Below are 14,622 nucleotides of genomic sequence, written 5' to 3' on the forward strand. Positions count from 1 at the left end.
GGGGCATGGCCCCACCCTACGTTAGAAAGTGTAGGTATGGTGGGGCCATGCCCCACCAAAATGAGTGAGTCATCCTCACACATTCATGATTTTGAATTAATTCTCGAATACCAGTGATATTCGTAACAGGTCCTAATTACAGGAGATCATCATGGCTTCAGCCTTGATCAATCAACTCATAGATCAGAGAGGTATTGCTGTTGTCGATGAGCAATCCCTTGATAGCTTCACGCAAAATCATAGGAATACGCTGTTGTTCTTTACAGAGAACCCTGTGCAATTTCCTGAGAGTAACGATGTGGCTGTTGTGTTGCCCCTGTTGATGGATGCTTTTGTTGATCGATTTCAAGTTGGCCTGGTCGATCGGTCATCTGAACATCAGCTGCATGCCCGTTATCCCTTCGATGGTTGGCCAGCCCTTGTAATGCTGCAGGATGGAGACTATGTCGGCGCTATTTCCCGGATGCAGGACTGGGATGTCTACCTATCTGAAATTGAGCGTCTTCTGAGTGCGGAACCTTCTGGGGTAAAACCTATCAGCATCCCTGTCGTGAGCGCAGATTCCTGTAGCCAATAAATCGGTACAACCATCATGAATGAAATCAATATCCCGATCACCGTCAGTGGCCCCGGTTCTCAACCAGATGAAGAGGATGGTTCAAGCCTCGATATTCTTCAGCTGCCATCTGAGATGACCACCTTCAGCATGCCCGAGATACCTGAAGCAGATGATTTGGAAGGTTTGCAAGAGGGTATTTCCTTTCTCAAAAAACTCGATGAAGTACTGAAACTTCAAGCCAGATCCAGGAGTGTGCAAGCAGAAGTTCTGGATATTACTCATCTGGATTCTGCGAATAGTGAACTGGTCGATCAGGTGCTTGGAGAAGGTGAAGTGAGCATGCTCTTCAGTTCCCCAGATTGCACTGCACGGATCCAGGAATCGGTTATGGCAGGTCTATGGCGGGTCAGGTATTTCGACAAATCAGGTGAAGTGACGACAGACACCATCGAAGTCGCTTATGTACCCAAGCTATGTCAGCGCTATGTATTCAAAAATGCTTCACATCGTGTTGAGACTCAGCGTGATGCAATTCCCAAAGGGGTGATCAATGCACCACCACTGGTTGCAGAGATCAATGACAAGGTTGCTGAATATCGGCCTGGCCGGGAGAGTCACGTCATCAATCTGACCCTGCTGCCACAAACCGAAGAAGATCTGCTGTTCTTGATGAACAGTCTGGGCGAAGGGCCCTTGACCATACTCTCCAGAGGTTATGGGAATTGCCGAATCAGCAGTACCAAGGTTGAAAATGTCTGGTGGGTGCAGTACTTCAACTCTCAGGATAAAAATATCCTTAATACGATTGAGATTGGCGCAACCCCCGCCGTAGCCGCAGCGGCTCATGAAGATATTCAAGACAGTGCCGAGCGTCTGGGCGAGATTCTTGAGGCCTACTTGTGAATCCTGATTTTTTCGGCGGCTCCTATGGCGGCGATGACAGCAAGCTGGATGATGCATGCCGCCTTGAGTGTAAGATCTGCTGGCATATCTATGATCCAGCTGAGGGAGATGAGTATTGGCAAATTCCGCCTGGCACACCATTTTCTCAACTGCCTGATCATTGGAGCTGTCCCAATTGTGACGGTAAGAAGCAGGAGTTTATGGTATTGAGGGAGGAAGCATGATCTGTCCCGACTATCTGATGGAAGGGTTGGAGCTGCAGTTCCGCACCATTGAAAAACAGCGTATGCAAGGGCTACCTCTACTGAATCCGGCGTTGAAGGTGAAAGCTGTAGGTTTCCGTGAATGGAACAACCATTGCCTGGGGGTAATGATCACACCCTGGTTTATGAATCTGATGCTGATACCCCATGAGGGGGATAGCTGGAAAGAGCGCCAAATCGGTGAAAAAGAGCTACATCAACTCCCTTCTGGTCCCTATGAATTTATTCTCGGTGAAGAGGAGGGCATCGGCCGATATCAAATGTGCTCACTCTTTTCCCCGGTGTTTGAATTTGCCGATCAGGTGACTGCTGTGGAGACCGCTGAGCAGGTGATGCTCGCTCTAATGGATGATAAAAATCAAGATGGCCTCTCCACTCGAGAAAGTGAGATCACACGGCGTTGGCAGGGAGAGACAGAAGAAGAGGTAGAGAAGAACCCTGAAATCGAGAGTGAGGAAGAATCACCGGGGATCAGTAAACGGTTGCAGCAACCGCTAACTCGTCGTGAGCTGTTGCGTGGTGCTATTGATCAGGATTGTGAGCAGTGAGTATCGAAGGGGAATTAAGGATAACCCTGCAGTGTCATGGTGAGCAGGTACGTCAAGTTGATATTATTTCAACCCGCCCCCTGCAATTAACCCGGATGTTTAATGGAAAGTCAGTTGATGAACTACTCACAATGATTCCAATGCTCTACAGCGTTTGTGGTACCGCACAATCTGCTGCTGCAGTTAAGGCTTGCCGTATGGCGAGCGGTCAGAGTAGCGATCCCCAAACCGATCTGCTTGAACAGATATTGGTTAATGTTGAGATGGCACGGGAACATCTTTGGCGCATCCTCAGCGACTGGTCCACTTCAGATGTAGGCAGACTGAATCATGATCTTACATCATCTCTTGCGACCTTGATGAACGATGCGAAGCTGGCCTGTTTTCCTGAAGGGGACAGCTTTAGGATAAAACCGGTTGTTGCATTTGATTCAGCAATGATTGAATCGATTATCAGACGAATCACGACTATCTCCTCTGAGAATGTTTTTAGCCTTAATGCCACTGAGTGGTATGGAATAGAAGATATAGAGACATTTAATCACTGGCTCGATAAAACAGAGACCGATGCTGCACTACTACTTAGAAGATTGCGTGATGGAACAGTTGCCAGGTTAGGCGAAGGTGAAGCACTGCCACTGCCACAAATTGATCACCATGAGATGTCAAAACGACTTTCACAAGCTGATGCTGAAGCCTTTATAGCGGCGCCAGAGTGGGGCGGTCATGTTTATGAGACTGGCCCTTTGACACGACAGAGTGCCCATCCAATGCTACAGCAGCTGATGCAGGAGTATGGTAACGGGGTATATGCCCGCATGGTTGCCAGGCTGGTTGAGCTGGCCTCTCTGCCGAGTCATCTTGCACAGCAGCTGAATCTATTGGAAATTGAGAGTGACTCAGCTCAACAAAAGCATGATGTTGTGATGTCGCAGCAGGGCATTGGTGAAATTGAAGCGGCGAGAGGGCGTCTTTTTCATCGCGCTGTGGTGCGAGATGGCATCGTCTCAAGTTATCAGATCCTTGCTCCCACTGAGTGGAATTTTCATCCATTGGGCGTTGTGGCTCGTGGATTGAAACGTCTTTCGATAGGGCGTGAATCTTTAATGAAACAACAAGCAGAATTGCTGATTAATGCAGTTGATCCTTGTGTCGGTTTTAGTCTGGAGATTTGCTGATGCATGAGATGTCTCTATGTGAAGGAGTACTGCAGATTGTTGAAGAGAGTGCAACGAATCAGGGTTTCAGCAAAGTGAAAACAGTCTGTCTGGAGATTGGTGCACTATCCGGTGTTGAAATTGAAGCGATGCGGTTTGGTTTTGATGCGGTGATGAAAGGTTCTCTGGCTGATGGCGCAACGTTGGAGATAATTAATATCCCAGGTGAAGCCTGGTGTATGCCTTGCGCAAAGCGGGTTGAAGTCTCAGCTCGATTCGATGCCTGTCCTGAATGTGGCAGTTTTCAACTTCAGGTTACAGGGGGTGATGAGATGCGGGTTAAGGAACTTGAAGTTGAGTAGGGCGGAGCCCAAATAATCAGTTAAAGAATTTTCGTTAATGCAGATTAACAATTGAGGTAAACAGCGATGTGTACTGTCTGTGGATGCAGTGAAGGTGAAACAACAATTCATGAACATAAGCATGATCATAATCATGACCATCAACACAAGCATGATCATGAACATACCCACGACTATGGTCAGGGTCCAGCCCACGCTCATGCACCGGGTATGACACAATCGCGTATGGTTCAGATCGAGCAGGATATTCTGGGTAAGAACAATCAATACGCTGCTGAGAATCGTCGTTATTTCAGTAAACATGGGATTCATACCTTAAACCTGGTATCCAGTCCTGGTTCGGGAAAAACCACTTTGCTGGCCCGTACAATTGAAGATATGCAGGCTGAGCACGCCATCTCTGTGATCGAAGGCGATCAACAGACCACCAATGATGCAGAACGTATTCGCGCTACCGGAGTCAAGGCGATACAGATCAACACTGGTAAAGGTTGCCATCTGGATGGTCACATGGTGGGACATGCGATGCAGAGTTTACAACCGGAAGATGAAAGTCTGTTGTTTATAGAGAACGTTGGTAATCTGGTTTGTCCTGCAGCTTTTGATCTTGGTGAGGCGCACAAGGTGGCGATACTTTCAGTGACTGAAGGGGAAGACAAGCCGATCAAGTATCCCGACATGTTTCATGCGGCAGATCTGATGTTGCTTAACAAAATCGACCTGTTACCCCATCTGAACTTTGATGTTGAGCGCTGTATCGCCTATGCCCAGCAGGTCAATCCCCGTATTCGTGTGCTGCAGCTTTCTGCAACGACAGGTGAAGGGATGGAGGCATGGTATCAGTGGATTGTCGCTACACGGCAGACGGCTTTGATTGGATATCGCTCGAAAACGGCCTAGAGGTGCTGGTGCGGCAGGGCCGCACCCTACCTATAAAAAATACGTGGGCTGCGGCCCTGCCGCACCAACAACTGCTGGAGTAAACGAAAATGTGTCTGGCCATACCGGCAAAAGTTGTCGCCATCGATGAGCTTGGGGATAACGCAACCGTAGCGCTGGGTGAAGTCAAGAAGGAGGTCTCCCTGGCGTTGGTTGATGATGTAAGAGTGGATGATTTTTTACTCATCCATGTAGGTTATGCACTCAATAAAGTCAGCGAGGAAGAGGCGCAGAGAACTCTGGAACTCTTTGCCCAGGCCGGGGTGACACCATGAAATATGTAGATGAGTTTCGACAGCACAAACTGGCAAAACAGTTGGCGGCAGCGATCAGACAAGAGGTTGATGTTGACAGAAACTACAATTTGATGGAGTTCTGTGGTGGTCATACCCATGCGATTTTCCGTTATGGGGTAGAGGATCTGATGCCGGACAATGTGCGCTTTGTGCATGGGCCAGGCTGTCCTGTCTGTGTGCTTCCGGTGGGACGTATTGATAGTGCGATTCATCTGGTTGAAGCTGAGGATGTCATTCTTTGCACTTACGGCGACCTGCTGCGCGTACCGGCAAGCGGACGAAACAGTCTGATCAAAGTCAAAGCCGCAGGCGGTGATGTAAGGATGGTCTATTCAACCCAGGATGCGTTGAAGATCGCTCGGGAAAACCCCCATCGGGAAGTGGTTTTTCTGGCGATCGGTTTTGAGACTACCACCCCTCCCAGTGCTGTCGCACTGCAGCAGGCGAAACAGCAGGGGCTGAAAAATTTCAGTCTGTTTTGTAATCATGTGCTGACTCCCGCAGCAATACAAAATATTCTTGAGTCGCCTGAAGTACGAGAGATTGGTTCTGTCTCTATTCACGGATTCTTTGGTCCCTCTCATGTCAGTTCAGTCATCGGCAGTCGTCCCTATGAGTTTTTTGCCGAAGAGTTTCAACGGCCAGTTGTGATTGCCGGATTCGAACCGCTGGATGTGATGCAGTCTGCATTGATGTTGATTCGTCAACTGAATGAGGGGCGTTTTGAAGTAGAGAATGAATATACCCGGGTAGTGACCCGTGACGGCAATCGAAAGGCACAAAAGCTGGTTGCCGATGTATTCGAACTTCGTCGCAGTTTTGAGTGGCGTGGTTTGGGCATGGTGCCCTACAGTGCCTTACGCATTAAATCGGACTACCAGGAGTTTGATGCTGAGCAACGTTTTAAGATTCCGGTGAGCCAGGCCAAAGAGGTCAAAGGGTGTGAATGTCCCGCCATCCTGCGTGGCGCTAAACGACCTACCGACTGCAAGCTGTTTGGTGTGGTCTGTACACCGGATAACCCTATGGGGTCCTGTATGGTCTCATCTGAAGGGGCTTGTGCAGCTTATTGGAGTTATGGGCGTTTTCGTCTACCGGAGACAAAAAGCGCATGAACAGATCATTGACTGAGGCGATCCTATGAACGCGGTTGTAAAACCTTTTCCGCTACGACTCGATACCCGTAATGCTAAGGTCGACATGACCCATGGCAGTGGTGGACGAGCAATGGCGCAGTTGATAGAAGAGCTGTTTTTAAAACACTTCGACAACGAACTACTGCGGCAGGCCAATGATCAGGCCAGTTTTGAAGTGGACGCCGGACGAATGGTGATGAGTGTGGATGGACATGTTATCTCGCCACTCTTTTTCCCCGGCGGCGATATCGGCTCCCTTGCGGTTCATGGCACCATCAATGATGTGGCTATGTCCGGTGCCCGACCCAGTTACCTCTCTGCAGGTTTTATTCTGGAGGAGGGGTTTCCTCTTGCAGATCTGGAGCGCATCGTAATCAGTATGGCCCAGGCTGCCAGTGATGCGGGTGTGCCGATAGTAACCGGTGATACCAAGGTGGTGGAAAAAGGTAAGGGGGATGGTGTCTTCATCACAACCACAGGTATCGGGGTAGTGCCGAAAGGGGTCGCTATTTCCGGCGACCGCGCTCAGGTTGGTGATGTGATCCTGGTTAACGGCACTATGGGTGACCATGGTGTGACCATCATGTCGAGCCGGGAGAACCTGACCTTTGAGACAACGTTAACCTCTGACTCAGCTGCCTTGCACCACTTGGTAGAGAAGATGGTGGATAGAGCGCCCGACATTCACTGTCTGCGTGATCCCACCAGGGGTGGTCTGGCGACGACATTGAATGAATTGGCTCGTCAATCTCAAGTTGGTATGCATCTGCTTGAAGCGGATATTCCAGTCAAACCGGCAGTGGCTTCCGCCTGTGAGCTGCTTGGTCTAGATCCGCTTTATGTGGCCAATGAGGGTAAGTTGATCTGTATCTGTTCCGCAGAAGATGCAGAGCAGTTATTGCCGGTTATGCGACAGCATCCATTGGGACGGGAGAGCGCCATCATTGGGCGGGTAACCGAAGATCCTCACCACTTTGTGCAGATGGAGACGCTGTTTGGTGGCAGCCGGGTGGTTGACTGGCTCTCCGGTGAACAGCTGCCAAGAATCTGCTGATCAGGTTATATCAATGCGTATACTGTTTTTGACACACGCTTTTAACAGCCTCACCCAGAGGTTGTTTATAGAGCTTGAAGCTCAAGGCCATCAGCTGTCGGTTGAGTTTGATATCAACGATACAGTTGCACAGGAGGCAGTTTCTCTTTTCAAACCCGATTTAATTATTGCCCCCTTCCTGAAGCGGGCCATAGCGGAATCGATCTGGCGTAACCAGACCTGTCTTGTGGTGCATCCCGGTATACCCGGTGATCGGGGGCCATCATCCCTGGATTGGGCGATTCTTCAAGGGCAATCCCGTTGGGGGGTGACTGTTTTACAGGCCAATGGCGAAATGGATGGTGGTGATATCTGGGCCAGTTGTGAGTTTGAAATGCGCCAGGCCAGCAAGGGCAGTCTCTACAGAAATGAAGTAACAGAAGCCGCGGTGCAAGCTGTGCTGCTTGCGGTTGATCGTTTTCAGGGCGGTGAATATAAACCGCAGTCCCAGAAGCATCTTGACCCTTTAACCAGTGGAGATTGGCAGCCGCTCATGCCTCAGGCAGAACGCGCTATCGACTGGAACTCGGATACTACCGATCAGGTTATCAAAAAGATCCACTCCGCTGATGGTATGCCAGGGGTTAAACAGGAACTCTTTGGCCAGACATTCTATCTCTACGATGTCAGGGCAGAGTCCAGACTATCCGGCAAACCTGGTGAGCTCATTGCCAGATGCGGTGCAGGGATCTGTATAGCCACACTTGATGGCGCTGTCTGGATTGGTCATCTCAAAGCCTGTGACGGCGAGCATCACTTTAAACTGCCTGCCAGCCTCTTGCTGGCTGATGAGGTGAGCAATCTGCCTGAAATCGAAGCGGATGAAGAGAGTGGCTACCGTGAAATCTGGTATCAAGAGGCTGACCGGGTCGGCTATCTACACTTTCCATTTTATAACGGTGCTATGAGTACCAAGCAGTGTCAGGATTTACTCGATGCATACCGTCTTGCAAAGCAGTGTGATACCCAGGCGATTGTACTTTTAGGAGGCCCCGATTACTGGTCGAACGGCATGCACCTCAACTGCATTGAAGCGGCTGACAGTCCCGCTGATGCCTCTTGGGAAAACATCAATGCCATTGATGATCTTGCGCTGGAAATCGTTACCACTGAAAGCCATCTGACAATTGCCGCTCTGCAAGGCAATGCAGGCGCCGGAGGTGTTTTTCTGGCTAGGGCTGCGGATGAGGTATGGGCCAGAAAAGGCGTGATCCTGAATCCCCATTACAAGGATATGGGAAACCTCTATGGCTCAGAGTATTGGAGTTATCTGCTACCCCGCTATGTCGGGGAAGAGCATGCTGCAACCATCATCAACAATCGTCTGCCGTTGGGTGTACCCCAGGCTGCTGAATTGCAGTTGGTCGATCGGGTCGTTGATAGCAGCAGTCAGTTATTCATTTCTCAGGTCAAACGTCTTGCGGTATCGATGATAGGTGCACCAGCGTTTGCAAAGCGTCTACATTATAAGAATGTTCGCCGCAGTGCGGATGAGCGTCAAAAACCCCTGTCTAGTTACAGGGAAGAGGAACTGGAACAGATGAAACGCAATTTCTACGGCTTTGATCCAAGCTACCATATTGCCCGGTACAACTTTGTACACAAGGTTGCCAAGTCCCGCACACCACTGACGATCGCTCGACATCGTCGTAGTGACACAATCTGGAAATATGCATCATGAGCCCACGTCCTACTGTTTTGATAGTTGATGATGAAGTCCGCAGTTTGGAGACGCTTGAGAGAATCTTAGAGGATGACTTCGATATTCAGACTGCTCAGAATGTCGAACAGGCCAGGCTCATTCTGCAGAGCAAATGGGTGCAGCTCATCCTCTGCGATCAGCGTATGCCCGATATGACCGGTGTGGAGTTTCTAAAGCAGGTTCGTGAACAGTGGCCCGATGTGATTCGAATGATCATCTCAGGTTATACCGATTCTGAAGATATCATCAGCGCAGTAAATGAAGCGGGCATCTACCAGTTCATTACCAAGCCCTGGCATCCGGACAGTCTGATTCTACTGTTGAAGAATGCAGCTGAACTATTCGAGTTACAGCGCAAGAATGAGGTTCTCAGTGTCGAGTTGAAGATGTCCCCCAGTCGTCTGCAATCGTTGATGGATAAAAAAAGCAAGCGACTGCGTGAGGATTACAGTTGCGATGATCAGATTGTACGCAGCCCCCAAAGCTGCATGAATCAGGTCTGCGAAAAGATACGAAGAGTCTCACCCTATGACATCTCTGTGTTACTGACCGGTGAATCCGGAACAGGTAAAGAGTTGGCAGCCCGAGCGCTGCACTACAACAGTAATCGTTGGCAACAACCCTTCGTGGTTGAGAATTGCGGCGCACTGCCCGACGAACTGCTGGAGAGTGAGTTGTTTGGATATAAACGAGGCGCCTTTACCGGAGCGGTGGAAGATCGTGCCGGACTGTTTGAACGAGCCAATGGCGGCACGGTGTTTCTTGACGAGGTAGGTGAAGTTTCACCCGCATTTCAAGTGAAGTTACTTCGAGTGTTGCAAGAGGGTGAGATACGCCCGCTGGGCAGCAGTCAGACCCGGCAGGTTGATGTACGCATCATTGCTGCCACCAACCGGGACTTGGAACAAGAGGTGAGAGAGGGAAGATTTCGTGAGGATCTCTACTACCGACTGGCCTCAGTAACGATACAGTTGCCGGCACTGCGCGAACGCAAGATAGATATTCCATTGATCGCCAACACTATCCTTGAGGCCTCAATCAAACAGTTGGGCAAAGAAGTTGAGGGCTTTACTACTGAAACCCTGGCCTGTATGCAGGCCTACCATTGGCCCGGTAATGTACGGGAACTGCAGAACGAAATCCGCCATATGTTAGTGATGGGGGAGAGTGATTTACTTGGCGCTGATCTACTCTCGCCAAGGGTTTTAAGAGCCGCGCCTGAAGAGGATGAAGCCGATATGCTGATGATGGGTGAGCTGCAGGGGTCACTCAAGGAGCGTGTTGAATCACTAGAGGCTCGTATTCTCAAAGAGTGTCTGATTCGTAATCGTTGGAATAAGAGCCAGGCAGCGAAAGAGATGGGGCTCTCACGTGTCGGTCTGCGCAGCAAACTGGAGCGTTATGGTTTGGAGAAGATCGAACAGCTTAGAGATGATGAAGATATGGTGGTCTGAGCCATTAGAGAAATAATTGGTTCGACAGGTACATTACCAATATGACGTAGGGTGCGGCCCTGCCGCACCAAACCCATAACATCGACAGTAAAACCATAAGATGCATACCTTATCAATACACTCAAATGACCCGGAATCAATGACCCATTAACATGGAGCAGTTATGACAGAGACCAAGCTATCTCAAACTACTAGCCTGATCGACAAGGTGGGTATGGAAACACCAATGGAATTCACCGAATCCACTGAGCATGCCTGGATCGATGTGATTCAGAAGATGGATAAGGTCTATGCCGATCTGGTGCATTATCAAGTGGAGCTGGAACAGAAGAACGCGGAGCTGGAAGAGACACAACAGTTTATCCGCAGCGTACTTGAGTCGATGACAGAGGTATTGATTGTTTGTGATGTGCAGGGTCGTATCCTGCAAGTGAATCAGGCATTGGAGGATCTGACCGGTAAACCTGAAAGCGAATGGTTGCATCGATCTTTTGTCGAACTTTTCGGTTCTGAGTCGCAATCACTGGTAGGTGGGTTCGCAGAAAAATTAGGCAGTGATGCGATTGTCGATTGTGAAGTGAGTCTGCAAACCCTCGAAGGGGGCACCATGCCTCTGGCGATGAACTGCTCCTCCCGTTACGACGTTAAAGGACGCCTAATGGGTATGGTATTGATAGGCCGGCCCGTTGGAGAACTGAGACGAGCCTATGAGAAACTCAACAAGGCGCATGGCGATCTGAAACAGACCCAGGAGCAGTTGGTTCATTCTGAGAAGATGGCTTCACTCGGTCGCCTGGTGGCTGGTGTTGCTCATGAGTTGAACAATCCAATCAGTGTTGTGTTCGGAAATATGCATGCTTTGAAACGCTACGCTGAAAGGATCAACGGCTATCTGACTGAAGTAGGGGGTCACCTGCAACCTGAACTTCATCAACAACTTCGTGAAAATCATCGTATCGATCGCATTGAATCGGATATGGGGCCATTGATCGAAGGCACCATGGAGGGGGCTGAACGCATCAGTAACATTGTACTTGATCTGCGGCGCTACTCCGGAGTGCAAAAAGAGAGTGAGGAATCCTTCGACCTGCATCAAGTGATTAAAACAGCCATCCACTGGGTTGTGAAAGCGGCGCGGGAGCAGTTGGAAGTCATATTTGATTTAAGGGGAGAATTTCTGATTACCGGACGTCAGGGGCAGGTTCACCAGATTCTCATCAACCTTTTGCAGAATGCTATCGATGTCATGGAGGGACAACAAAAACCAAGACTGACCATCCACTGTGTTAAAGAAAATGAGAACGTCCTGGTCAGTGTTAAAGATGAAGGCGCAGGTATTCCAAAGCAGGATCTGAAAAAGATATTCGACCCATTCTTTACCACTAAAGAGGTAGGCAAGGGAACCGGTCTTGGACTCTACATCAGCTACGGCTTGGCAAGAGATATGGGGGGGGATCTGAAGGCAGGTAATCACCCTGAGGGTGGCGCCATCTTTACCCTTCAACTTCCACGCAACGGAGCTGGCGATGGCTGAAACTGAGCACCAGCCTCTGAATCTTCTATGGCTGCAATCCGGCGGCTGTGGCGGTTGCACGCTCTCTCTGCTCTGTGCCGAGGCTCCGGATATTTTTACCACACTGCAGAGTGCGGGAATCAATCTGCTCTGGCACCCTTCAATCAGTGAAGCTTCTGGCAGTGAACTGATAGAGCTGTTGCAGGATATTCTGCATGGAGAGGTGCCTCTTGATCTGCTCTGTCTCGAGGGTTCGGTGGTGTGCGGACCTAATGGCAGCGGTAAATTTCATCGACTGGCCGGTACTGGTCAACCGATGATGCAATGGATTGAAAAACTTGCCAAGGTGGCGCGGCATGTGGTCGCTGTTGGTAGTTGTGCCGCCTATGGGGGCATCACCGCAGCAGGCGGTAATCCCAGTGAATCCTGCGGTCTCCAGTATGATGAGAGTATTGAAGGGGGCTTGTTGGGTAAGCAGTTCGCTGACCAGGAGGGCCTGCCTGTTATCAATATTGCTGGTTGTCCTGTACATCCAAACTGGGTTAGCGAAACTCTGCTACAGATCGCCTGTGGTGAGCTGAAGCATGAGCACCTTGATCGCTATGGTCGTCCTCGAAGCTATGCAGATCATCTGGTTCATCATGGTTGCCCTCGCAATGAGTACTATGAATATAAGGCCAGTGCCGAAAAGTCCTCTGACCTGGGTTGTATGATGGAGCACATGGGGTGCTTGGGCACTCAGGCCCATGCCGACTGCAATACCCGTCTGTGGAATGGAGAAGGGTCCTGCTTAAGGGGAGGATACGCCTGCATCAACTGTACTGCGCCAGGCTTTGAAGAGCCGGGACACCCCTTCACAGAGACACCAAAGATTGCCGGTATACCGGTTGGCTTGCCTACCGATATGCCCAAGGCCTGGTTCGTTGCTCTGGCCTCATTAGCCAAGGCCGCTACGCCTAAACGCCTCAAAGAGAATGCAGTGGCAGACCATATTCGAGTACCTCCAAGCCGTAAATTGAGTGATAAATCATGAGTCGACGCATTGTTGGTCCCTTCAATCGGGTGGAAGGGGATCTGGAGGTCGAGTTGGAGATAGAAAACGAGCAGGTCACCTCTGCTCAAGTCTCCTCATCCCTCTATCGAGGCTTCGAGCAGATCTTACAAGGTAAAGACCCAGGTGATGCACTGGTCTATACACCAAGGATCTGCGGTATCTGCTCCGTATCCCAATCGGTTGCAGCTGCCCGTGCCCTGTCTGAGTTGTCAGGTGTTGCCATGCCATCAAACGGCGACCTATCAATCAACCTGATTCTGGCGAATGAGAATGTGGCGGATCATCTGACCCATTTCTATCTCTTTTTCATGCCCGATTTTGCCCGTGAGACCTACAGTAACGAAGCCTGGTATCCCGGAATCGCAGAACGGTTCCGCGCACAAACCGGTACAGCAGCCCCTGAGATGCTGGCAGCCCGCGCTCAGTTTATGCACCTGATGGGATTGATGGCTGGCAAGTGGCCCCATAGTCTGGCGATACAGCCCGGTGGTGTCAGCCGCTCGATTGAGATGCAAGAGAAAGCCAGGCTGCAGGCGATACTGTTCGGTTTTCGCCGTTTCCTGGAGAGCCGGCTTTTTGGTGATACTCTGGAGAGAATCGATGCCCTGGCTTCTGCCGAGGCGCTTCAGGAATGGATAGCTGATCACCCCCTTGACCACAGCGATTTCAGATCTTTTCTTGAAGTGGCAGCGCAACTCAAACTGGATCAACTTGGAAGAGGCAGCGACCGCTTTATGAGTTACGGGGCCTACCAGTTGCTGGGTCAGTATAGCTTTCGCCAAGGTGTCTGGGATCAGGGAGCGGCTGCTCTGGATACTTCACTGATTACCGAGGATATCAGCCACAGCTGGATGAAATACCAGGCTGCCCCCAAGCATCCCTTCGAGGGTATTACACTACCCGATGCGGATGTTGCAGAGGCCTATAGCTGGTGTAAGGCGCCTCGTCTGGATGGCAAAGTTATAGAGGTCGGTGCCTTGGCCCGACAGCAGATTGATGGCCATCCACTGATTCGGGATCTGGTATCTCAAAGCGGTGGAAATGTAAGAAACCGAGTAATCGCCAGGCTGTTGGAGATTGCACGGGCGGTGATGTTAATGGAGTCCTGGGTCAGGGAGATCCACCCCAAGGAGCCCTTCTGTAATCACGCCTCAATGCCCAAGGAAGCGCAAGGGGCTGGCTTGGTGGAGGCAGCCCGAGGGAGTCTGGGGCACTGGATAAAGATCAGACACGGACGCATTCTCAACTATCAGATAGTTGCGCCAACCACCTGGAATTTTTCACCTCGTGATGCCGCTGGGCAACCCGGCGCCCTCGAATTGGCTCTACAAGGTGCTCCTCTCAGAGCAGGGGAGAAAGATCCAGTCTCAGTACAACATATTGTCCGCTCCTTCGATCCCTGCATGGTTTGTACAGTCCATTAAAGATATCTTTGTCGAAACATATCGACTATTCTCAACCCGACATATTGAATTGCCGGGTTAATGGTTAACTTCCAATAGCTTTTGGTGGGCCCTACCCAATTCAGGGTATAAAGCTGTTATTAAACATCGCCTTTAAATAGAGCTATTCGTGGTTCTAACTCTATTAACTCTTAGGGAGTTCTGAGCAAGCTTTGTAGCGACACCTTGCCGATAAAATAT

15 protein-coding genes are annotated in these 14,622 nt (G+C 50.2%); all 15 read left to right on the top strand.

Annotated elements, in window-relative coordinates:
- Window positions 1–151: 151 nt before the first annotated feature.
- Complete coding sequence (locus AC4IFB_RS01165) at window positions 152–577, top strand: hypothetical protein (protein WP_490779138.1); 426 nt, start codon at window positions 152–154, stop codon at window positions 575–577.
- Between the two features lie 15 nt (window positions 578–592).
- Window positions 593–1,462 (top strand): hydrogenase expression/formation protein, encoded by an 870-nt coding sequence (locus tag AC4IFB_RS01170; RefSeq protein WP_490779139.1) that lies wholly within the window; start codon window positions 593–595, stop codon window positions 1,460–1,462.
- Window positions 1,459–1,686, top strand: coding sequence for a rubredoxin (locus tag AC4IFB_RS01175; protein ID WP_490776328.1), 228 nt, complete (start codon window positions 1,459–1,461; stop codon window positions 1,684–1,686). The genes AC4IFB_RS01170 and AC4IFB_RS01175 overlap by 4 nt, the downstream gene beginning before the upstream one ends.
- Window positions 1,683–2,273, top strand: coding sequence for a [NiFe]-hydrogenase assembly chaperone HybE (gene hybE, locus AC4IFB_RS01180; protein WP_490776327.1), 591 nt, complete (start codon window positions 1,683–1,685; stop codon window positions 2,271–2,273). The genes AC4IFB_RS01175 and hybE overlap by 4 nt, the downstream gene beginning before the upstream one ends.
- Window positions 2,270–3,451 carry a nickel-dependent hydrogenase large subunit gene (locus AC4IFB_RS01185; RefSeq protein ID WP_490779140.1) on the top strand — a complete coding sequence of 394 codons (1,182 nt, stop codon included), beginning with the start codon at window positions 2,270–2,272 and terminating at the stop codon, window positions 3,449–3,451. The genes hybE and AC4IFB_RS01185 overlap by 4 nt, the downstream gene beginning before the upstream one ends.
- On the top strand, window positions 3,451–3,792 hold the full coding sequence (hypA, locus tag AC4IFB_RS01190; protein ID WP_490779141.1) for a hydrogenase maturation nickel metallochaperone HypA: 342 nt from the start codon (window positions 3,451–3,453) through the stop codon (window positions 3,790–3,792). Before AC4IFB_RS01185 ends, hypA begins: the two co-directional genes overlap by 1 nt.
- Window positions 3,793–3,858: 66 nt before the next feature.
- Window positions 3,859–4,692, top strand: a complete 834-nt coding sequence (hypB, locus tag AC4IFB_RS01195) for a hydrogenase nickel incorporation protein HypB (RefSeq protein ID WP_490779142.1) — start codon at window positions 3,859–3,861, stop codon at window positions 4,690–4,692.
- A gap of 89 nt (window positions 4,693–4,781) precedes the next feature.
- On the top strand, window positions 4,782–5,006 hold the full coding sequence (locus AC4IFB_RS01200; protein ID WP_490779143.1) for a HypC/HybG/HupF family hydrogenase formation chaperone: 225 nt from the start codon (window positions 4,782–4,784) through the stop codon (window positions 5,004–5,006).
- A complete protein-coding gene (gene hypD, locus AC4IFB_RS01205; RefSeq protein ID WP_490776322.1) occupies window positions 5,003–6,142 on the top strand; it encodes a hydrogenase formation protein HypD in 1,140 nt (379 codons plus the stop codon). The genes AC4IFB_RS01200 and hypD overlap by 4 nt, the downstream gene beginning before the upstream one ends.
- Before the next feature lie 25 nt (window positions 6,143–6,167).
- Window positions 6,168–7,217: a hydrogenase expression/formation protein HypE gene (gene hypE, locus AC4IFB_RS01210; protein WP_490776321.1), complete on the top strand. Its 1,050-nt coding sequence runs from the start codon at window positions 6,168–6,170 to the stop codon at window positions 7,215–7,217.
- A 13-nt stretch (window positions 7,218–7,230) separates the two neighbouring features.
- The gene (locus AC4IFB_RS01215; RefSeq protein ID WP_490779144.1) at window positions 7,231–8,937 is read left to right on the top strand and encodes a hydrogenase maturation protein; all 1,707 of its coding nucleotides are present in this window, start codon (window positions 7,231–7,233) and stop codon (window positions 8,935–8,937) included.
- Entirely contained in the window at window positions 8,934–10,412 is a 1,479-nt protein-coding gene (locus tag AC4IFB_RS01220) for a sigma-54-dependent transcriptional regulator (protein WP_490779145.1), read from the top strand. Before AC4IFB_RS01215 ends, AC4IFB_RS01220 begins: the two co-directional genes overlap by 4 nt.
- 163 nt (window positions 10,413–10,575) lie before the next feature.
- Window positions 10,576–11,946: a PAS domain-containing sensor histidine kinase gene (locus AC4IFB_RS01225; RefSeq protein ID WP_490776318.1), complete on the top strand. Its 1,371-nt coding sequence runs from the start codon at window positions 10,576–10,578 to the stop codon at window positions 11,944–11,946.
- Window positions 11,939–12,958: an NADH-quinone oxidoreductase subunit B family protein gene (locus tag AC4IFB_RS01230; protein ID WP_490779146.1), complete on the top strand. Its 1,020-nt coding sequence runs from the start codon at window positions 11,939–11,941 to the stop codon at window positions 12,956–12,958. Before AC4IFB_RS01225 ends, AC4IFB_RS01230 begins: the two co-directional genes overlap by 8 nt.
- A complete protein-coding gene (locus tag AC4IFB_RS01235) occupies window positions 12,955–14,403 on the top strand; it encodes a nickel-dependent hydrogenase large subunit (protein ID WP_490779147.1) in 1,449 nt (482 codons plus the stop codon). The genes AC4IFB_RS01230 and AC4IFB_RS01235 overlap by 4 nt, the downstream gene beginning before the upstream one ends.
- The last annotated feature ends 219 nt before the right edge of the window (window positions 14,404–14,622 follow it).

Source organism: Candidatus Thiodiazotropha sp. AKIB8, from assembly GCF_058244675.1.